The organism is Pseudomonas sp. PA15(2017) (assembly GCF_001945395.1).
Lineage (GTDB): Bacteria > Pseudomonadota > Gammaproteobacteria > Pseudomonadales > Pseudomonadaceae > Aquipseudomonas.
Genome location: NZ_MSXV01000025.1, coordinates 22,793 through 41,341, shown reverse-complemented (window position 1 = coordinate 41,341; position 18,549 = coordinate 22,793). Strand labels below are relative to the sequence as shown.

The window sequence follows — 18,549 nt, the reverse complement described above, 5'->3', positions numbered from 1 at the left end:
CGAAGCGATGACGCCGAGAGAGGCGCATCGAGAAAAGAGTGCTGTTGCCGTTAAACGCAGCCCACACTGCTCAGCTGAATACGACGACAAGCCGTGCTCGCCGTACGTGTGTGCAGCAGTTAAGAGGCCGCGAGAGAAAACGCGGACGCCGAGAAATCAAAGCCTCGGAAACCGATGGCTTTTGACTCTTGATCTTGTTTGAAGGCGGGAGTTGAAACGGTGAAGCCTGATGGACGCAGGTCGCACCATCAAAGGCGGCGGACGATACACGAGCCAATAAGCCTAGACAATCGGGCCACCCTGAAACTCGCCCGTAAACGCCGAAGATTCATTAACGTCACGTACTAAATGGCGTACGACACGAGCACCTCCAGGAGGCCAAGCATCTTGCAAATACTCACTGCCAGTGAAGCACTCACCTATCTGTATCGCCTGCTGGATGTCTCATCAGTCGATCATGATCACGGGCAAGCGCACCAACTCCGTACTGGTCTCGGCCGAGGGCTGGGAAGCCATCCAGGAAACGCTATACCTGCTGTCCGTTCCGGGCATGCGCGAATCCATCAAAAAAGCATGCAAGAGCCGGTAGACGACTGTGCCAAGGAACTGGACTGGTGACTTGGCAGCTCGCATTCACAAGACAGGCTCAGAAAGACGCCAAGAAGCTTGCTGCGCCAGGCTCGAAGGACAACGCCAAGGTCTTGCTGGACGTGGCACAGGGTAACCCCTTCCTAAACCCGCATCTCTACGAAGAGCTGGTTGGCGACCTGTTCGGCGCCTACTCGCGCCGTATTAACATCCAGCACCGGCTCGTTTATCAGGTGCTGCAGGATGAGCATGTGATCAAGGTGCTGCGGCTTTGGACCCACTACGAATACGCGCTTTCGACACGTCTTCGACAGCCACCTGAATCAGAATGCAAAAAGCCCCGAAAACAGTGACGTTTTCAGGGCTTCAGGTATTGCGAAAGTGGCGGTGAAGAAGGGATTCGAACCCTTGATACGATTTCTCGTATACACACTTTCCAGGCGTGCTCCTTCAACCGCTCGGACACTTCACCGGATCTCGCCAGACGCGCTGTCTGTCGAGGCGCGCTAATGTAATCGAAGGTTTGCCCAAACGCAAAACTTTTTTCAAAAGATTCATGCGCTTAAGCCATCGAAAGGAATAGCCGGCCTGCTCCGTCGAGGAGGCAAGGCCTCCGACAGGCCAAGGCGCTGGGCAAAGCGGCCTGCAAACGCCAGCGGCAACAATAGGTGCAGTTCGCTCAAGCGACCGCCCCGATTGCCGGTGACCAGCTGCGCCACCCTGACTCTACGGTCACCCTTCGTGCTTTACCGGATCACGGCAGATGGGTAACGTCAGCCGCACATTTCACAACAAGGAGTCGACCATGAGCGACCTGATCAGCTACCAACTCGATGACGGCATCGCCACGCTGACGCTCAACAACGGCAAGGTCAATGCGGTCTCGCCGGCGGTGATCGAGGCCTTCAATGCGGCTCTGGACCGCGCGACCCAGGACAAGGCCATCGTCATCCTCACCGGGCAGCCGGGCATTCTCTCCGGCGGCTACGATCTCAAGGTGATGACCTCCGGCCCGCAGAACGCCATCGACCTGGTCGCTGCCGGCTCGACGCTGGCCAGGCGTATGCTCGCCCATCCGTACCCGATCATCGCCGCCTGCCCTGGCCATGCAGTGGCCAAGGGCGCCTTTCTGCTGCTTTCCTGCGATTACCGCATCGGCGTCGAGGGGCCGTTCACCATCGGCCTCAACGAAGTGCAGATCGGCATGACCATGCACCACGTCGGCATCGAACTGGCCCGAGATCGTCTGCGCAAGTCCGCCTTCCATCGCTCGGTGATCAACGGCGAGATGTTCGATCCGCACGGCGCCGTCGATGCCGGCTTCCTCGACAAGGTGGTGCCGGCCGAGCAACTGTTGGTCACTGCTCAGGCCGTGGCGGCGCAGTTCAAGAAGATCAACATGAACGCGCACCGCAGAACCAAGCTCAAGGTGCGCGCAGCGCTACTGGAAAGCCTCGATAAGGCGATCGAGCTGGACAAGCAGCATTCGCTGTAAGCCAGCCTCGGCCTGGAGATCACAGGGATCGCTCACGCGACTGCTGAGCCCGCCGAGATAAGCAGGTAAGCTGCCATCACCAATCTGGCGTGGGGCACACCATGGGCGAAGTGGTCGCAGCAGCGGTTTACAGCAAAGGCCGCAAGGTCAGCGATATTCATCTCGACGAAGGTCGGGAATGGGCCGGCAAGCCCGAGCATTTTGTGTGGATCGGCCTGCACGATCCCGGCAGCCAAGAACTCGGCAACCTGCAGCGCCAGTTCAACCTGCACGAACTGGCCCTGGAAGACGCGCTGCAACGCCATACCCGCCCCAAGCTGGAGATTTTCGGCGATGCGCTGTTTCTGGTGCTGTATTCGCCGGTGCAGATCGGCGGTGAACTGACCTTCGTGGAAACCCAGCTGTTCGCCGGCAAGGGCTACGTGATCAGCGCCCGCTACGGCGATTCGGCGCCTTACTCCAAGGTGCGCCAGCGCTGCGAAGCCAGGCCACTGCTGCTCGAGCATGGCGAGGACTTCGTGCTCTACGCGCTGATCAGCTTCATCATCGAGAATTACCGACCGCTGATGGACGCCTATTACAGCGAGCTGGAGCAGCTCGAGCAGACGGTGCTCGAATGTGCCATGACCCACGGCGAGGTGGTGCGCATCCAGCAACTGCGCCGCGACCTGCTGCGCCTGCGCCGCAATATCGGACCGCTTGCGGAAATCTGCCAGGAGCTACAGCACCTGGACTTCCCCTTCATCGACAAGAATATGCGGCCGTACTTTCGCGACGTGGCGATTCACGTCAATCGCCTGCTCGAAGACCTGACCAACCTGCGCGAAATGGCCGACCACGCCATCGAGATCGGCCTGCTGCTCGAATCGTCCCGGCAAAGCGTGGTGCAACGCAAGTTCGCCGCCTGGGCAGCGATCCTGGCCTTCCCGACTGCGGTGGCCGGTATCTACGGCATGAACTTTCACAACATGCCGGAATTGAACTGGCAGTACGGCTATTTCGCCGTACTGGGCGTGATCGGCGCAGGCTGCGCCGGACTTTACGCCAGCTTCCGGCACTACGGCTGGCTGTAGGACTGGCCCGCAGCCTGCCGCCGCAGATCGCTTACTGACGCATCCCGCGCCCGCTGACCAGCAGGCGCACGCACAGCACATAAAGCACCGCCGTGGCGACCAGCATGAAGCCGATGGCGGTGCCGATGCTGATGTCCGACACGCCAAGGATGCCATAACGGAAAGCGTTGACCATGTGCAGCACCGGGTTGACCATCGATACCGTCTGCCAGAATGGCGGCAGCAGGCTGATCGAATAGAACACCCCGCCCAGGTAGGTCAATGGTGTCAGCACGAAGGTCGGGATGATCGAGATGTCGTCGAAGTTGCGCGCGAACACCGCATTGACGAAGCCGCCCAGGGAAAAGATGGTCGCCGTCAGCAACACCACCAGTACCGTCAAGCCGAGGTGATGAACCTGCAAATGGGTGAAGAACAGCGATAGAAGCGTGACGATGATGCCGACCGCCAGGCCGCGCAGCACGCCACCGGTGACGTAGCCGATGAGGATGGTGTGCGGCGAAACCGGCGACACCATCAGCTCCTCCACCGATCGCTGGAACTTGCTGCCGAAGAAGCTCGACACCACGTTGCCGTAGGCGTTGGTGATCACCGACATCATGATCAAACCCGGCACGATGTACTCCATGTAGGTGAAGCCATCCATGTCGCCGATCTGTCGGCCGATCAGGTTGCCGAAGATCACGAAGTACAGAACCATGGTGATCGCCGGCGGCAGCAGGGTCTGCGGCCAGATGCGCATGAAGCGCCGCACCTCGCGATAGACGATGGTGCGCAAGGCCACCAGATTGGCGCTGAACTCGGACTGCTCGTGCATCATACGGCCACCTTCGACAGGTTCTTCTCGACCAGGGACACGAACAGCTCCTCCAGGCGGTTGCTCTTGTTACGCAGGCTCAGCACCTCGATGTCATGCGCCGCCAACTGGCGGAACAGATCGGTGACGCCCTGGCTCTTGTCGACCTGCACCTCGAGGGTGTGGCGGTCGACCAGCTTGGCGGGATAACCGGCAAGGGCCGGAACGGCTGCCAGGTCGTGCTTGAGATCAAGCAGAAAGGTCTCGACGTGCAGCTTGCCCAGCAGCGCCTTCATGCTGGTGTTCTCGACGATCCGCCCGTGGTCGATGATGCCGATGTTGCGGCACAGCTGCTCGGCCTCTTCCAGATAATGGGTGGTGAGGATGATGGTGATGCCTTGCTTGTTGAGGTCGGTGAGAAAGCTCCACATCGAGCGGCGCAGCTCGATGTCGACGCCCGCGGTCGGCTCGTCGAGAATCAGCAGGCGCGGCTCGTGCACCAGCGCGCGGGCGATCATCAGCCGGCGCTTCATGCCACCGGAGAGCTCCCGTGACGCCACGCCGCGCTTTTCCCACAGCCCCAGCTGAGTGAGGTACTGCTCGGCGCGCTCCTTGGCGAGGCGCGCCGGGATGCCGTAATAGCCGGCCTGGGTCACGACGATGTCGAAGACCTTCTCGAACTGGTTGAAATTGAACTCCTGGGGCACCACGCCGAGGCAGCGCTTGAGCGCGGCGGGCTGGGCATCCAGATCGTGGCCGAATACGTTGACCGTGCCACTGGACTTGTTCACCAGGGTGGAAAGGATGCCGATGGTGGTGGACTTGCCGGCGCCGTTGGGGCCCAGCAAGGCGAAGAAGTCACCCTCGGCGACGTCGAGGTCGAGACCATGCAAGGCGGTGAAGCCGTTGCCGTAGGTTTTGGTCAGCTGTCGGATCGACAGAGCAGTACTCATAAAGGATACGCACGCATGAAAAAGACAGGGTTTAGATGGGGGTGCAGCGCAAACATTGCAACGCAATTGTCCGCGCATGGGCATCTCTGGAAACGTAGGCGTTGACGACGCCGGTCGTTTTCAGAGGCGCCATCAGGTCAGTTCGGTCATCACCGCACGCTGGTAGGCCGGGCGCTCGCGCAGTCGCGCGTACCAGGCTTGCAGGTTGGGCTGCGCTGGCCGCTCGATGGGCATTTCGAACCAGGCATAGATGAAGCTGCCCAGCGGGATGTCGCCCATGGCGAAGCGCTCGCCGGATAGATAAGGCTGCTCGCCCAACGCTTTTTCGGGCAGCGCCAACAAGTCGATACAGCGTTGCCGGGCCGCTTCGATCACGGCCTCATTGCGCTGCTCGACCGGGGTACGCAAGGTGCCCCAGAACAGATCGCGAAACTCGCCGGCGAAGCTGGAGGTCGTCCAGTCCATCCACTTGTCGCCACAGGCGCGGCTGGCAGGATCTTCAGGGTAAAGGATGCCCGGTGCATAGGCCGCGGCCAGGTAACGCACGATGGCGTTGGATTCCCACAGCACCAGATTGCCGTCTTCGATCATCGGCACGCGGCCGTTTGGATTGCGCGCCAGGTAATCGGGTTGGTCGACCACCCCGAAAGCGCCACCGGCCTCGACTCGCTCGTATGCGACACCCGCCTCTTCGGCGCACCACAGCGCCTTGCGCACGTTGCTGGAATTCTTGCGGCCCCAAATTTTCAGCATCACCAATCGTCCTTATCAGAGTCCTGCCAACGGAGAGGCTGACAACCCTACCACTCTGCCGCCAAGAAGGAAGCCGGCCGCGGTGATGTTGGCTATCGACCTCGTTCATGGAGCAGGCGGTCAGCGTGATTCACGGGCTGACCAACAGGTCATCCGCGGAGGCAATTTGTTATACGAACTCGCCAGCCTGCGGCGGGGTCACTATCGGGAACGCAACAGGTCATACGCCCTTTGAGACGTGCCCTGTTACGCCCCTGTCGGCAGCTTCTGCACGGGCCGACTACGATTATGGCGGCACACGCCGTTCTGCTGTCGCCATCACGGAGGATTCTGCATGCTCGCTGTCTGGTTGCTCGTTCTGGTCATCGGCACGGCCTATCTGGCCCACCGCCGCACGGCTCCCCTGCCCGCCCTGGCAATCGTTGCCGCCTACCTGCTGATCATGGGCGCCTACAGCCACGCGCCGGGCTGGTTGCTGGTGATCTTCTGGCTGCTGTGGCTGGCGGTGGCCATTCCGCTCGCGCTACCGGAGCTGCGCCGCAAGCACTTCACCAAGCCGCTGTTCGCCTGGTTCCAGAAAGTGCTGCCGCCGATGTCCAATACCGAGAAGGATGCCATCGAAGCCGGCACCGTCTGGTGGGACGGCGAGCTGTTCAGCGGTCGCCCTGACTGGGACAAGCTGCTGGCCTATCCGAAAGCCGCGCTGACCGCCGAAGAACAGGCATTCATCGATGGTCCCACCGAAGAGCTCTGCGCCATGGTCAGCGAATGGGAAATCGGCCAGCGCATGGATCTGCCGGCAGAAGCCTGGGAACACATCAAGCAGCATGGCTTCTTCGCCCTGATCATTCCCAAGGAATACGGCGGCAAGGGATTCTCGGCCTACGCCCACTCGCAAGTGGCGATGAAGCTGGCAACCCGCAGCGGCGACCTGGCCTCCACCGTGATGGTGCCCAACTCCCTGGGCCCGGCCGAGCTGCTGCTGCATTACGGCACCGAAGAACAACGCAGCCATTACCTGCCGCGCCTGGCGCGCGGCGACGACATTCCCTGCTTCGCCCTGACCGGCCCGATGGCCGGCTCCGATGCCGGTGCGATGCCCGACAGCGGAGTGATCTGCAAGGGCCAGTGGAATGGCGAGGAAGTCGTCGGCCTGCGCCTGAACTGGGAAAAGCGCTACATTACCCTGGGCCCGGTAGCGACCCTGCTCGGCGTGGCCTTCAAGGCCTATGACCCGGATCACCTGCTCGGCGACAAGGAAGAACTCGGCATCAGCCTGGCGCTGATTCCCACCGATACTCCCGGCGTGAACATCGGCCGCCGTCACCTGCCGCTTGGCGCCGCCTTCATGAACGGCCCCAACTCCGGCAAGGACGTGTTCATCCCGCTGGACTACCTGATCGGTGGCCCGGATTACCTCGGCAAGGGCTGGATGATGCTGATGAACTGCCTGTCGGTCGGCCGTTCGATCTCGCTGCCGGCGGTCGGTACCGGGGCTGCCAAGTACACTAGCCTGGTCACCGGCCAATACAGCCAGGTACGTGAGCAGTTCAACGTGCCACTGTCGGCCTTCGAAGGTATTCAGGAAGCCTTGGCGCGCATCGGTGGCAACGCCTGGCTGATGGACAGCGCACGCATCCTCACCGCCAACGCGGTCGACCTGGGCGAGAAGCCGTCGGTACTGTCGGCTATCCTCAAGTATCACCTGACCGAGCGCGGGCGTGAATGCATCACCCACGCCATGGACGTGCATGGCGGCAAAGGCATCATCATGGGCCCGAGCAACTACCTGGGCCGCTCCTGGCAAGGCGCGCCGATCTTCATCACCGTCGAGGGTGCCAACATCCTCTCGCGCAACCTGATGATCTTCGGTCAGGGCGCTATCCGCTGCCATCCCTACGTGCTTAAGGAGATGGCCCTGGCCGGCCGCGAGGACCGCGACCAGGCATTGCTGGAATTCGACGATCTGCTGATGCAACACATCGGCTTCGCCGTCAGCAACGCCGCCAGCACGCTGATCCTGAGCCTTAGCCTGGGCCTGCTCGGCAAGGTGCCGGGCGACCGCATCAGCCGCCCTTACTTCCGCGCCCTCAATCGCCTGAGCGCCGCCTTCGCCATGCTCGCCGACCTCAGCATGATGCTGCTGGGCGGTGAGTTGAAGCGCCGCGAGCGCCTGTCAGCCCGCCTGGGCGACGTACTCAGCCATCTGTATCTGGCCTCCGCGGCGCTCAAACGTTACCACGACCAGGATTACCCGGAGCATGTGCGTCCGCTGCTGCACTGGGCATTGGAAGAAAGCCTGGGCAAGGCCGAAACCGCTATCGACGAGCTGCTCAGCAACTTCCCGAATCGCCTGCTGGGCAGCGCCTTGCGCGTGCTGGTATTCCCCTTCGGCCGCCGCCACCAGGGCCCGGATGATCAACTCGACGCGCAAGTCGCCGCGATCATTGGCCAGAATGCTGGCAATCCGGCGCTAGAGGCCGTGCTCGAAGGCTGCTTCCGCCCCATCTCGCCCGAGGATCCGGTCGGTGCTCTGCAACACGCCTTCAACCTGCTGCAGGAAGCGGCGCCACTGCAGAAGAAACTGCACAAGGCCGTCAAGGCTGGGCAAGTACGTGAAACGCCCGGGCAGAACGAGATCGAAACGGCGGTCGCCGCCGGTGTGCTCAGCACCGAGGAAGGCCAACAGCTGCAACGTGCCGAGCAAGCCCGCCGCGTGGTAATCGACGTCGACGACTTCAGCAAGGAGGAACTGCTGCCCAGCGACGACAAGGTGAGGTAATCGCAAGGCAGAGACGACAGCGGGCGCCATGGACCTTATACTCCGGCGCCCGTTTTACTTTCAGGATCACCCGGACATGGCCAATCCCCATCTCGACCATCACATCGTCCTGCTCAACCACCTGCGCACCATCCTGGTCGCCTTGGGTGAAGCCGAACAGATCCTCGATGCCAGCCATGCCAACTTCCTCGAGCGCTACGACGAGCTGCTCGCCGAGCTGCCGTTGGATATGGAGCGCAGCCTGTACCTGGGCCAGGAACTAATCAGCCAGATATTCCAGCGCTACCCGCAGATCGCCCACCTGGTACCGCGCGACCTGCTGTGGTTCTTCGGCGGCGATTGCCTGCATTTCATGCCGGACGAAGAGATCGACCTGTATCAGCAGCTCGACGAGCGCCGCTTTTATGCCGAAGAGAACGACGAGCCGTTCGACTGGAACCAGGAAAAGCAGCTGCTGGCCATGCCAGCACCAACCAGCCGCCACTGACGAACAAGCCCGCCAGCAACAGTGATGCTGGCGGGCTTTGTTCGGCGCCGAAACGCAGATACGAAAACGCCGCTCGATTGAGCGGCGTTTTCGTTTATATGGAGCGGGAAACGAGACTCGAACTCGCGACCCCGACCTTGGCAAGGTCGTGCTCTACCAACTGAGCTATTCCCGCATTTACAACAAATTGGCGTCCCCTAGGGGACTCGAACCCCTGTTACCGCCGTGAAAGGGCGGTGTCCTAGGCCACTAGACGAAGGGGACCTGGAACTTCTTTACAACGATTCAGCTGCCACGCTGAACCTGAAACCTGGAGCGGGAAACGAGACTCGAACTCGCGACCCCGACCTTGGCAAGGTCGTGCTCTACCAACTGAGCTATTCCCGCAATCTTTGTTGCTCCACTTCTTCTGGAAGTGGCGTCCCCTAGGGGACTCGAACCCCTGTTACCGCCGTGAAAGGGCGGTGTCCTAGGCCACTAGACGAAGGGGACGTTGCCCGGAATTTCCGGCTTCCCCGCTGTGCTTTTCAGCATTACCGTGGAAGTGGCGCGCATTCTAGGGAGCCTTTCAACACTCGTCAACAGCTCATATAAAAATTTTTAAAATCAACGACTTCAATCTGATTCCGGGGCCATCGGCAGAGTGCCAGCCGCGCATGCTTGCTTTAATGCGACAAGCAAACACGCGGGGCCGCGCGCAAACCGCGCAATGGTGGCAGAACGCGAGTAAGATGACTGGCATCGACAGGCAGCGCCACCTCACGGGTCGCTGCGCCCTGCCCCGACGGCTTTGAAGAGGTTGAGACGATGTCCTCGCTCGTGATAACCATGGCGATAATCGGCGGTATCACGCTGTTGGTGCTACTGGCCTATCTGAATCAGCTGGCCGAAAACAACAAGCGCAAGAAGGCGCGCCTGAAAGCCGACTTGGCCGAGCGCTACCGGCGCATCGCCGACCTCAACGAACGGTTCGCCGGCCAATTCATGACCCCAGAGCTCAAGCTGTTGCTGTGCGGCCTGCAGTTGCAGTTCGCCGAGCGCATCCTGGAAGTCGACAAACAGGACAGTGCCTACGCGACCATGGTCGAGGAGCTACGCAAGCTGATCGCCATGGGCCCGGACATTCCAGTGCGCAACGCGCCCTATCACGTCACCGATGACGCCAAGGCCACCCAGGTTCGCGCCCAGTTGGAAGCGCTGCACGGCCAGGTCGGCAAGCTTGCGCAGACCGGCCAGCTGCCTGTCGACGAAGCCAAGAAATGGACCAAGGAGATTCGCCACATGCTGGTCCAGCTGTATGTAGACCTGTACGGCAACCAGGCCAAGCAGGCGCTGCAACAGCAACAGAACGGGCACGCCCGGCTGGCCCTGGAGCGTGGCGTGCAATTCCTGCAGAAGCAGGCCGACACCGCCCGTTACCAGGCGACCCTGGCGCAGTTCCAGAAGCAGCTCGCGCGCGTCAACGCGATGCTGGTCAGCTCCCAGGCGCCCACCGGCGATGCCGACAGCGAGTTGACAGAAGGGCTGAAGTCGATGGAAGACGACGGCGACTGGAAGAAGAAGGCGCTGTACGACTGAGAGGCCTGCGCCTCTCGGGCCTCACTGCTCCTTTAGCAATCACTGGCACGCAGCAGCACGGCGGTCAGCCCTTCGATACCACGCTGGTCCGCTTCGCTGAAGCGCCCCGTCCGCGGGCTATCCAGATCCAGCACGCCGATCAGCCGGCCATCCTTGAGCAACGGCACCACCAGCTCGCTGTTTGACGCACTGTCACAGGCGATATGGCCGGGGAAGGCATGCACGTCCTCGACCCGCTGGGTTTGCCCAGACGCCGCGGCGGCGCCACACACGCCGCGCCCGAAGGCGATGCGCACGCAAGCCACCTTGCCCTGGAACGGGCCGAGCACCAGCTCATCGTCCTTGACCAGGTAGAACCCGGCCCAATTGAGGCCTTCCAGCTCGTGATAGACGAAGGCACTGAACTGCGCCGCGTTGGCGATGAAATCCCGCTCGCCGGACAGCAAGGCTTCCAGCTGAGCGGTCAGCAGGGCGTAACCGTCCAGGCCGGAACCGGTTTGACTCAAGTCGATCATTGCGATGTCTCCAGTAGCTGCAGCCCGACCCACTGGCGGGCGAACTGATAGGCACAACGGCCATTGCGATTGCCGCGCCCGGTGGCCCAGCGCACGGCGAGTATTTCCAGCTCCTCGCTCCACTGCCATTGCAGGCCGGCCTGCTCGGCCTGAACCTCGATCCAGTGGCGTACCACGTCGAGGTAATGCTGCTGGGTGAAGGGATAGAACGAAAGCCACAGACCGAAGCGGTCCGACAGTGCGATCTTGTCCTCGACGGCCTCGTTCGGATGCAGCTCGCCGTCGACCACCTTGGTGTTGGCGTTGTCGCTCTCGCGTTCCGGCACCAGGTGCCGACGGTTGGACGTGGCGTACAGCAGGACGTTTTCCGGCGAGCGCTCCAGCGAGCCATCGAGCACGCTCTTGAGCACTCGGTAATCGCCCTCGCCCGCTTCGAACGACAGGTCGTCGCAGAACAGAATGAAGCGCTGTGGCAACTTCATCAGTTGCTCGACCACCCGCGGCAAATCGGCCAGGTGATCACGCTCGATCTCGATCAAGCGCAGCCCGGCGCCAGCATGCTCGGCCAGCAGCGCGCGAACCAGCGACGACTTGCCGGTGCCGCGCGCGCCCCATAACAGCGCGTGGTTGGCCGGCATGCCCTGCACGAACTGCCGGGTATTGCGCGCCAGTTGCTCGCGCTGGGTATCGACGCCGATAAGGTCACTGAGATTCATGTCCAGGCTCACCTTGAGCGCCTGCAGGTAGCCCGAGCGGCCTTCACGCTGCCAGCGCGCGGCCAGGGTATCGGTCCAGTCCAGCGGTTCGCGAACAGCCGGCAGCAGCGGCTCGAGGCGGGTCAGCACGCTGTCGGCGCGAGCCAGGAAATCGGTAATACGGGAATCCACTTAATAGCTCCTCGAGTATTCAGTCTGTGCGGCAGGTGTGCCGAAAAACAGGCCAGATCGACTATGCTTGGGCAGCGATCGGAACGAGACAGCGCCCCCATATGGAAATACCACTCAGACAGCGACTGTCATTCAAGCAGGCCGGCCTTACCGTTCTCGTCGCATTCATTCTGGGCGCATTGCTCAGCCTGGTGCAGATCGGCGTCGATTATGCCAGTGAAGACGCGGCCATCAACCGCGAGATTCGTGCGCTGATGGAGATCAGCCACAACCCTGCCGCGCGGATCGCCTACAACATCGATGCCGAACTCGCCCAGGAGCTGGTCGTCGGCCTGCGTCGCTCCCCCGCGGTGATCGGCGCGCGCATCGTCGACAACAACGGCGAGGTACTGGCCAGCGCCACTCAGCCGTCCATGCAGAGTCGCTACCGGCTGTTCAGCGACTTCCTGTTCGGCAGCAGTCGCCATTTCGAGACTCGGCTGTCCGTCGATCACGCGCCGGACGAACAGCTCGGCATGCTGCAACTCGACATCGACACCTACGCCTTCGGCAGCAACTTTCTCAAGCGCTCGGTACTGACCATGGTCAACGGTTTCACCCGCAGCCTGCTGCTGTCGGTGATCCTGCTGGTGCTGTTTTACTTCATGCTCACCAAGCCGCTCACCCAGGTGATCCAGGCGCTCGCCGGCCGCGACCTGCGCACACCCGACCGCACGCCGTTGCCCTGCCCGCCCGGTCATCAGCGCGACGAGATCGGCGTGCTGGTCAAGGTCGCCAATCGCCAGTTCGCCAGCATCGCCACCGAGATCGAGCAACGACGCACCGCCGAAGACCGCCTCACCGACTACCTGGGCGAACTGGAAGCCATCGTCTCTGCCCGCACCGTCGAGCTGAAGGCCGCCAACAGCCGCCTCAGCCGCTCCAACGACGAGCTGGAACAGGCCCGCCGCGACGCCCTGGCCATGGCTCAGGCGCGCTCGATCTTCCTGGCCAACATGAGCCACGAAATCCGCACGCCGCTCAACGGCCTGCTGGGCATGCTCGCCCTGTCGCTGGAAGGACCGTTGAACAGCGAACAGCGCCAGCAACTGTCCATCGCCCACGACTCCGGCAAGGTCCTGGTCGACCTGCTCAACGACATTCTCGACCTGTCGAAATTCGAGGCCGGCCAACTGGAACTGGAACGTATCGCCTTCGACCTCGGCGCGCTGGTGGAAGGCACCGCCAGCCTGCTGTCGCAAAACGCCCAGGCCGGCGTGGAGCTGACCTGCCTGATCGATCCCCGGCTGCCGGCCCAGGTGCTCGGCGACCCGACGCGGGTCCGGCAGATCGTCAGCAACCTGCTGTCCAACGCCTTGAAATTCACCCGCGAAGGCCGTGTCGACATTCGTATCGGCGCCGAAGGCGAACGCATTCGTATCGGGGTCTGCGACACCGGCATCGGTATCGCCGAGGATGCCCAGGCGCGCATCTTCCAGCCGTTCACCCAGGCCGGCGCCAACATCACCCGGCAGTTCGGCGGCACCGGGCTCGGCCTGGCGCTGACGCGCCGCCTGTGCGAGACAATGGACGGCACGCTGGAGCTGCGGTCCACGCCGGGTAGCGGCAGTCGCTTCAGCGCGATTTTGCCGCTGCCCAGCCTGGAGGCCGCGCCACCTGCGCCACAGCTGAGCGGAGGCGTGCTGGCGATCTGTGGCGCCGAAACCGGCCTGGCCGAGCTGTTACCGCTGCTGATCGGCAATTGGGGGCTGAGCTACCGCCGCCTCGACAGCGCCGAAGAGGTCGAGGTGCTCGACGCCGACGTGCTGATCAGCGACTGCCCCACCTGCATGAAAAAACTACGCGAGCAAACGGCGACGCCGGTCATCCTGGTCACCGCCTATGGCAGCTTCCTCGATAGCCGGCAGGCCGCTGCGCTCGCGCCGCTGGAACAGGTCGCCAGGCCATTGACCCGACAGCACCTGCTGCAGGCACTGAATCACGCGCTGCAGCGCCCGGCCGAGGAACGCGCCGCTGCTGCCATGCCGATCGCCACGAATCGTAAAGCGGCGCGTGTGCTGCTGGTCGAGGACAATCCGGTCAACCAGCTAGTAGCCAAGGGCATGCTGGCCAAACAAGGGCTCGACGTGGTGCTGGCCAACAACGGCCAGCAGGCCCTGGATCGGCTACAGGAAGAAGCGTTCGCGCTGGTATTGATGGACTGCAACATGCCGGTCATGGATGGCTACGAGGCCAGCCGTCGCATTCGGGAAAACCCGACCTGGCAGCACCTGCCGATCATCGCGCTGACCGCCAATGCCCTGTCGGACGAGCGCCAGCGGTGCCTGGCTGCGGGCATGAACGATTACCTGGCCAAGCCCTTCCGTCGTGAAGAGCTGCTCGCCCTGCTCGACCAGTGGCTGCCCGCCTGAACCACGAGCAGCCTTCTTCTAGCCGGGCAATCGTTCGCCCAGGCGCTGCGACAGTGCGTCGAGCTGGCTGCGCAACGGCTCCAACTGCCTGGTATCGACGCCGTGCTCGCACAGCAGTTGCTGCTTCAGCATCGGCACACGACGGCGTAGCGCACGCCCCTGCTCGCTGAGGCACAGGTGCATTTCGCGCTCATCCGCGGCGCTGCGCCGACGCTCCACCAGCCCAGCCGATTGCAGCCGTTTGAGCAGGGGCGTCAGGGTGCCGGAATCAAGCAGCAGGCGCTCGCCCAGCGCCTTGACCGTCGGCTGCGCAGGCGCCGACTCGTCCCACTCCCACAGCACCAGCATCACCAGGTATTGCGGATAGGTCAGCTGCAAGCCGTCGAGCATCGGCTTGTAGGCACGTACCACCTGGCGGGACGCCGCGTAGAGCTTGAAGCACAGTTGGCGGTCGAGCTTCAGGTCATCCATTGGTAAGCGCGTCGATCGCCGCTTGCAGCGCATCAGGCCTGGTGGTCGGTGCGTAGCGCGTGACCTCGCGACCGTCACCGCTGATCAGGAACTTGGTGAAATTCCACTTTATCCGTTGCGTGCCGAGCAAACCCGGCGCCTGGCGCTTGAGCTGCACGAACAGCGGATGCGCCGCCGGGCCGTTGACCTCCACCTTGCGAAACAGCGGAAAACTCACCCCGAAATTCAGCTCGCAGAAACTGGAGATGGCCTGTTCGTCACCCGGCTCCTGTTTGCCGAACTGGTTGCAAGGAAAGCCCAGCACCACCAGGCCTTTGTCGCGGTATTGCTTCCAGAGCGCTTCGAGCCCCTGGTATTGCGGGGTGAAGCCACATTGGCTGGCGGTGTTGACGACCAGAATGGCCTTGGCGCCGAAATCGCCCAGGCGTTTCTGTTCGCCCGTGATGGTGGTGCAGGGGATGGCCAGCAGGTCTTGGCTCATGGCGTCAGCGCTCTTCTGATCGGGCAAAGCGAAAAGAGTAGCCAGCAATTCAATTGCACACAATTCAATTCATCGAAAAATAGGCCCGCCACTAGCGAGCCTGATAGGGGGAATCTATCTTTGTGCCGCGTAGGGCACATGCTTGAGCGATACCGAGTTGATGCAGTAACGCAACCCGGTCGGCCGCGGGCCATCGGGGAATACATGCCCCAGGTGCGCATCGCAGTTGCTGCAGCGCACTTCGATGCGGTGCATGCCGTGACTGAAGTCGTCCAGCTCGGTGATCACCTGGTCGTCGAGCGGCTGGAAATAACTCGGCCAGCCGCAGCCGGAGTCGAACTTGGCGTCCGAGTCGAACAGCGGCGTGCCGCAGCACACGCACTCATAGACACCCGGCACCTTGCTGTCGTGGTACTCACCGGTGAACGGCCGTTCGGTGCCGCCCAGGCGGCAGACGTTGAACTGCGCGTCCGTCAGCTCCTCGCGCCAGGTTTCCAGTGGTTTTTCGAGCTTGCTCACAGGCCGTTCTCCTCGGGATAAAAAAGCCCTATCTGTATCTTTGCCCGACTCAGGCTGACACGTATGATTCGACACCTCAACCCGCCACGGCTCGCCGCCGCCTCGGCCCATTAGAGGCCGCCTTTCTTCGATTCGGGATTTTTCACCATGCAGGTCAGCAAATCCAACAAGCTCGCCAACGTCTGCTACGACATTCGCGGCCCGGTGCTCAAGCACGCCAAGCGCCTGGAAGAAGAAGGCCAGCGCATCCTCAAGCTGAACATCGGCAACCCCGCGCCATTCGGTTTCGAAGCCCCCGAGGAAATTCTCCAGGACGTGATTCGCAACCTGCCCACGGCGCAAGGTTACAGCGATTCCAAGGGTTTGTTCAGCGCGCGCAAGGCGGTGATGCAGTACTGCCAGCAGAAGCAGATCGAAGGCGTCGGCATCGAGGACATCTACCTGGGCAACGGCGTGTCCGAGCTGATCGTCATGGCCATGCAGGCCCTGCTCAACAACGGTGACGAAGTGCTGATCCCGGCGCCCGACTACCCGCTGTGGACCGCCGCCGTGGCGCTCTCCGGCGGCAAGCCGGTGCATTACCTGTGCGACGAGCAGGCCGGCTGGTTCCCGGACATCGCCGACATGCGCGCCAAGATCACCCCGAACACCAAGGCGCTGGTGCTGATCAACCCGAATAATCCTACCGGCGCCGTGTATTCGCGCGAGGTGCTGCTGGATATCGTCGAACTGGCCCGCCAGCACAACCTGGTGATCTTCTCCGACGAAATCTACGACAAGATTCTTTATGACGAAGCCCAGCACATCTCCACCGCCTCCCTGGCGCCGGACGTGCTGTGCCTGACCTTCAACGGCCTGTCCAAGTCCTACCGCGTGGCTGGCTTCCGCTCCGGCTGGGTGATCATTTCCGGCCCCAAGCACAACGCGAAAAGCTACATCGAGGGCCTCGACATCCTGGCCAACATGCGCCTGTGTGCCAACGTGCCGAGCCAGCACGCGATCCAGACCGCACTGGGCGGCTACCAGAGCATCAATGACCTGGTGTTGCCGCAAGGCCGCCTGCTGGAACAGCGTAACCGCACCTGGGAGCTGCTCAACGACATTCCCGGCGTCAGCTGCGTCAAGCCGATGGGCGCGCTGTATGCCTTCCCGAAGATCGATCCCAAGGTCTGCCCGATCCACAACGACGAGAAGTTCGTTCTCGACCTGCTGCTCTCCGAGAAGCTGCTGGTCGTTCAGGGCACCGCCTTCAACTGGCCGTGGCCGGATCACTTCCGCGTGGTCACCCTGCCCCGCGTCGACGACCTGGAACAGGCGATCGGTCGTATCGGCAGCTTCCTGAAGACCTATCGCCAATAAAAGGAATGTGCCCATGGCCGAGGCCAGACGCTACCTGCTTACCGGCGCCAGCTCCGGCATCGGCGAGGCCCTGGCCCGCCAGTTGGCCAGCCAGGGCTACCACCTGGCACTCGCCGCGCGTCGCGAGGACAGTCTCCAGCTACTGGCTGGCGAACTGCGTCAGGCCCATGGCCGCAGCATCGTCGTGTTGCAACTGGACGTCACCGATTACGCAGCCTGCCAGTCAGCCGTGGCGCGCGCCAGCGAGGCCCTCGGTGGCCTCGACGGGGTGATCGCCAATGCCGGCGTCGGTTTTGCCGGCAGAGCCGGCGGCGGTCATTTCCAGCGCTACCGGCAAACCCTGGAAACCAACCTGATCGGCGCCATCGCGTGCCTCGACGCCGCCACCGAACTGTTCCGCCGACAGGGTCATGGCCACCTGGTGGCCATCGCCTCTGTCGCCGGCAAACGTGGCCTGCCCGCCAGCGCCGGCTATTCGGCGAGCAAGGCCGGGCTGATCAGCCACATGCAGTCAATGGACCTGGAACTGCATGGCAGCGGCATCGCCACCACTACCATCCTGCCAGGCTACATCGACACCCCGATCAACCAGGACAGCGGCCCACGACCGTTCCTGATCGATGTCGAACAAGGTGCCAGACTGATCGCACGCCATATCGGCAAGCGCAGCCGTAGCGCGTACGTTCCGGGTTGGCCATGGGCGGTGATCGGCCGTCTGCTGCCCTGGTTGCCCACCTGGCTCCTGGCACGGGCTCTGTGAACATGGACCTGCAGATAGACGACTTCTACAAGGATGCCGCCAGCGGTTTGCTGATGCTCTATCAGGCGTTCCCACGCAAGGTTCCGCTGTACGTGGAAGACCTGATCGGCCGCGAGGAGCCGGATGAGTTCGGCCTGCCCAGCAAACGTCATCAGGCGTGCCTGGGTGCGCTGCTGTGGCTGGCAGAAGAAGGTTACCTGCGCTACGAGTCCACCATCGGCTACGACGCGCTCGACCAGGCGGTGCTCAGCGAAAAGGGTTTCCTGCGTCTGTCGCGGGGCATTCCCCGGGCAATCACCGAGGGCGAGGCATTGCCCCCCGCGGTGGATAGGGTACAGGCGACCCTGGCCTTCCAATTGCGTGAGGCACTCGCCCAGCAACATGGTGAACGGATTGCGCGGCTGACTCGTCAGCTCTTCGAACAGCGCGCTGTCCAGCCATAGTGAGCGTGATCAATCTGCCAAAGGCGTCGCGATATCGGCGGATTTTCTCCGCGGTAATTGAAATAAACGTGAAAAAGCCCATCTAAGCATTGGCGCCCACACGCGGTCGTCTTGCACCGCCGCACCGGGCGACACAGTTTGAAATAGTGACTCGGTTGAATCACCACAGGGCGCGCCCTTATATAGCCGCCGTACCGA

Annotated in this window: 17 protein-coding genes, 5 tRNA genes and 2 pseudogenes; 11 read left to right on the top strand and 13 right to left on the bottom strand. The window is 62.4% G+C overall.

All coding sequences use genetic code 11. The features are described 5' to 3' along the window. Positions 1 to 348: 348 nt before the first annotated feature. Positions 349 to 618 (top strand): annotated as a pseudogene (locus BVH03_RS27175) (type II toxin-antitoxin system Phd/YefM family antitoxin). Further along, positions 615 to 875, top strand: a pseudogene (locus BVH03_RS09220) (Txe/YoeB family addiction module toxin); the annotation flags it as partial. The pseudogenes BVH03_RS27175 and BVH03_RS09220, both read left to right, overlap by 4 nt. A 95-nt stretch (positions 876 to 970) precedes the next feature. On the opposite strand, the gene BVH03_RS09215 reads toward BVH03_RS09220, so the two are convergent. Continuing rightward, positions 971 to 1,060 (bottom strand) — tRNA-Ser (locus BVH03_RS09215). A gap of 333 nt (positions 1,061 to 1,393) precedes the next feature. Here BVH03_RS09215 and BVH03_RS09210 point away from each other — a divergent pair. Together BVH03_RS09210 and BVH03_RS09205 are read left to right on the top strand one after the other, a co-directional pair. Then, positions 1,394 to 2,083, top strand: a complete 690-nt coding sequence (locus BVH03_RS09210; protein WP_075960880.1) for a crotonase/enoyl-CoA hydratase family protein — start codon at positions 1,394 to 1,396, stop codon at positions 2,081 to 2,083. 101 nt (positions 2,084 to 2,184) lie between these two features. Beyond that, a complete protein-coding gene (locus BVH03_RS09205; RefSeq protein WP_075960879.1) occupies positions 2,185 to 3,156 on the top strand; it encodes a magnesium and cobalt transport protein CorA in 972 nt (323 codons plus the stop codon). A 31-nt stretch (positions 3,157 to 3,187) separates the two neighbouring features. Here the strand turns inward: BVH03_RS09205 and BVH03_RS09200 are convergent, their stop codons facing one another. From BVH03_RS09200 to BVH03_RS09190, 3 genes are all read right to left on the bottom strand, one after another. Then, the gene (locus tag BVH03_RS09200; protein ID WP_143485927.1) at positions 3,188 to 3,973 is read right to left on the bottom strand and encodes an ABC transporter permease; all 786 of its coding nucleotides are present in this window, start codon (positions 3,971 to 3,973) and stop codon (positions 3,188 to 3,190) included. Beyond that, positions 3,973 to 4,905, bottom strand: a complete 933-nt coding sequence (locus tag BVH03_RS09195) for an ABC transporter ATP-binding protein (RefSeq protein ID WP_075932453.1) — start codon at positions 4,903 to 4,905, stop codon at positions 3,973 to 3,975. Before BVH03_RS09195 ends, BVH03_RS09200 begins: the two co-directional genes overlap by 1 nt. Positions 4,906 to 5,037: 132 nt before the next feature. Further along, a complete protein-coding gene (locus tag BVH03_RS09190) occupies positions 5,038 to 5,658 on the bottom strand; it encodes a glutathione S-transferase family protein (RefSeq protein ID WP_075960877.1) in 621 nt (206 codons plus the stop codon). A gap of 334 nt (positions 5,659 to 5,992) precedes the next feature. Between BVH03_RS09190 and BVH03_RS09185 the strand changes: the two genes are divergently transcribed. Then, positions 5,993 to 8,440, top strand: coding sequence for an acyl-CoA dehydrogenase (locus BVH03_RS09185; RefSeq protein ID WP_075960876.1), 2,448 nt, complete (start codon positions 5,993 to 5,995; stop codon positions 8,438 to 8,440). Between the two features lie 76 nt (positions 8,441 to 8,516). Beyond that, a complete protein-coding gene (locus tag BVH03_RS09180; RefSeq protein ID WP_075960875.1) occupies positions 8,517 to 8,927 on the top strand; it encodes a PA2817 family protein in 411 nt (136 codons plus the stop codon). A gap of 99 nt (positions 8,928 to 9,026) precedes the next feature. Here the strand turns inward: BVH03_RS09180 and BVH03_RS09175 are convergent. The 4 genes from BVH03_RS09175 to BVH03_RS09160 all read right to left on the bottom strand — a co-directional run bounded on the left by BVH03_RS09175 (position 9,027) and on the right by BVH03_RS09160 (position 9,419). After that, positions 9,027 to 9,102, bottom strand: a tRNA-Gly gene (locus BVH03_RS09175). A 13-nt stretch (positions 9,103 to 9,115) separates the two neighbouring features. Then, positions 9,116 to 9,191 (bottom strand) — tRNA-Glu (locus tag BVH03_RS09170). Positions 9,192 to 9,238: 47 nt separating this feature from the next. Next, positions 9,239 to 9,314: transfer RNA gene (locus BVH03_RS09165), tRNA-Gly, on the bottom strand. Between the two features lie 29 nt (positions 9,315 to 9,343). Further along, positions 9,344 to 9,419: transfer RNA gene (locus tag BVH03_RS09160), tRNA-Glu, on the bottom strand. A 315-nt stretch (positions 9,420 to 9,734) separates the two neighbouring features. On the opposite strand from BVH03_RS09160, the gene BVH03_RS09155 reads away from it, so the two are divergent. After that, positions 9,735 to 10,505: a hypothetical protein gene (locus tag BVH03_RS09155; RefSeq protein ID WP_075960874.1), complete on the top strand. Its 771-nt coding sequence runs from the start codon at positions 9,735 to 9,737 to the stop codon at positions 10,503 to 10,505. Between the two features lie 32 nt (positions 10,506 to 10,537). Here the strand turns inward: BVH03_RS09155 and BVH03_RS09150 are convergent, their stop codons facing one another. After that, complete coding sequence (locus BVH03_RS09150) at positions 10,538 to 11,020, bottom strand: GAF domain-containing protein (RefSeq protein WP_075960873.1); 483 nt, start codon at positions 11,018 to 11,020, stop codon at positions 10,538 to 10,540. Continuing rightward, positions 11,017 to 11,907, bottom strand: coding sequence for an ATP-binding protein (locus tag BVH03_RS09145; protein WP_075960872.1), 891 nt, complete (start codon positions 11,905 to 11,907; stop codon positions 11,017 to 11,019). Before BVH03_RS09145 ends, BVH03_RS09150 begins: the two co-directional genes overlap by 4 nt. 101 nt (positions 11,908 to 12,008) lie before the next feature. On the opposite strand from BVH03_RS09145, the gene BVH03_RS09140 reads away from it, so the two are divergent. After that, the gene (locus tag BVH03_RS09140) at positions 12,009 to 14,318 is read left to right on the top strand and encodes a response regulator (RefSeq protein ID WP_075960871.1); all 2,310 of its coding nucleotides are present in this window, start codon (positions 12,009 to 12,011) and stop codon (positions 14,316 to 14,318) included. 18 nt (positions 14,319 to 14,336) lie between these two features. Here BVH03_RS09140 and BVH03_RS09135 read toward each other — a convergent pair whose 3' ends face one another. The 3 genes from BVH03_RS09135 to msrB form a co-directional block, all read right to left on the bottom strand. After that, positions 14,337 to 14,789, bottom strand: a complete 453-nt coding sequence (locus BVH03_RS09135) for a MarR family winged helix-turn-helix transcriptional regulator (RefSeq protein WP_083640023.1) — start codon at positions 14,787 to 14,789, stop codon at positions 14,337 to 14,339. Then, positions 14,782 to 15,270 carry a glutathione peroxidase gene (locus BVH03_RS09130; RefSeq protein WP_075960869.1) on the bottom strand — a complete coding sequence of 163 codons (489 nt, stop codon included), beginning with the start codon at positions 15,268 to 15,270 and terminating at the stop codon, positions 14,782 to 14,784. The genes BVH03_RS09135 and BVH03_RS09130 overlap by 8 nt, the downstream gene beginning before the upstream one ends. Before the next feature lie 114 nt (positions 15,271 to 15,384). Further along, the gene (msrB, locus tag BVH03_RS09125) at positions 15,385 to 15,789 is read right to left on the bottom strand and encodes a peptide-methionine (R)-S-oxide reductase MsrB (protein WP_075960868.1); all 405 of its coding nucleotides are present in this window, start codon (positions 15,787 to 15,789) and stop codon (positions 15,385 to 15,387) included. A gap of 147 nt (positions 15,790 to 15,936) precedes the next feature. Between msrB and BVH03_RS09120 the strand changes: the two genes are divergently transcribed. The 3 genes from BVH03_RS09120 to BVH03_RS09110 are packed head-to-tail and all read left to right on the top strand — an operon-like array spanning position 15,937 to position 18,351. Beyond that, complete coding sequence (locus BVH03_RS09120; protein WP_075932464.1) at positions 15,937 to 17,148, top strand: pyridoxal phosphate-dependent aminotransferase; 1,212 nt, start codon at positions 15,937 to 15,939, stop codon at positions 17,146 to 17,148. Between the two features lie 13 nt (positions 17,149 to 17,161). Beyond that, positions 17,162 to 17,908, top strand: coding sequence for an SDR family NAD(P)-dependent oxidoreductase (locus BVH03_RS09115; protein WP_075960867.1), 747 nt, complete (start codon positions 17,162 to 17,164; stop codon positions 17,906 to 17,908). A gap of 2 nt (positions 17,909 to 17,910) precedes the next feature. Beyond that, on the top strand, positions 17,911 to 18,351 hold the full coding sequence (locus tag BVH03_RS09110) for a hypothetical protein (protein WP_075960866.1): 441 nt from the start codon (positions 17,911 to 17,913) through the stop codon (positions 18,349 to 18,351). Positions 18,352 to 18,549 lie beyond the last annotated feature (198 nt).

Coding starts and splice junctions, on each gene's coding strand:
- BVH03_RS09185 (WP_075960876.1), top strand. CDS start 5,993: ATGCTCGCTGTCTGGTTGCTCGTTCTGGTCATCGGCACGGCCTATCTG.
- BVH03_RS09120 (WP_075932464.1), top strand. CDS start 15,937: ATGCAGGTCAGCAAATCCAACAAGCTCGCCAACGTCTGCTACGACATT.
- BVH03_RS09180 (WP_075960875.1), top strand. CDS start 8,517: ATGGCCAATCCCCATCTCGACCATCACATCGTCCTGCTCAACCACCTG.
- BVH03_RS09155 (WP_075960874.1), top strand. CDS start 9,735: ATGTCCTCGCTCGTGATAACCATGGCGATAATCGGCGGTATCACGCTG.
- BVH03_RS09135 (WP_083640023.1), bottom strand. CDS start 14,789: ATGGATGACCTGAAGCTCGACCGCCAACTGTGCTTCAAGCTCTACGCG.
- BVH03_RS09200 (WP_143485927.1), bottom strand. CDS start 3,973: ATGCACGAGCAGTCCGAGTTCAGCGCCAATCTGGTGGCCTTGCGCACC.
- BVH03_RS09150 (WP_075960873.1), bottom strand. CDS start 11,020: ATGATCGACTTGAGTCAAACCGGTTCCGGCCTGGACGGTTACGCCCTG.
- BVH03_RS09210 (WP_075960880.1), top strand. CDS start 1,394: ATGAGCGACCTGATCAGCTACCAACTCGATGACGGCATCGCCACGCTG.
- BVH03_RS09190 (WP_075960877.1), bottom strand. CDS start 5,658: ATGCTGAAAATTTGGGGCCGCAAGAATTCCAGCAACGTGCGCAAGGCG.
- BVH03_RS09195 (WP_075932453.1), bottom strand. CDS start 4,905: ATGAGTACTGCTCTGTCGATCCGACAGCTGACCAAAACCTACGGCAAC.
- BVH03_RS09205 (WP_075960879.1), top strand. CDS start 2,185: ATGGGCGAAGTGGTCGCAGCAGCGGTTTACAGCAAAGGCCGCAAGGTC.
- BVH03_RS09110 (WP_075960866.1), top strand. CDS start 17,911: ATGGACCTGCAGATAGACGACTTCTACAAGGATGCCGCCAGCGGTTTG.
- BVH03_RS09140 (WP_075960871.1), top strand. CDS start 12,009: ATGGAAATACCACTCAGACAGCGACTGTCATTCAAGCAGGCCGGCCTT.
- BVH03_RS09130 (WP_075960869.1), bottom strand. CDS start 15,270: ATGAGCCAAGACCTGCTGGCCATCCCCTGCACCACCATCACGGGCGAA.
- BVH03_RS09115 (WP_075960867.1), top strand. CDS start 17,162: ATGGCCGAGGCCAGACGCTACCTGCTTACCGGCGCCAGCTCCGGCATC.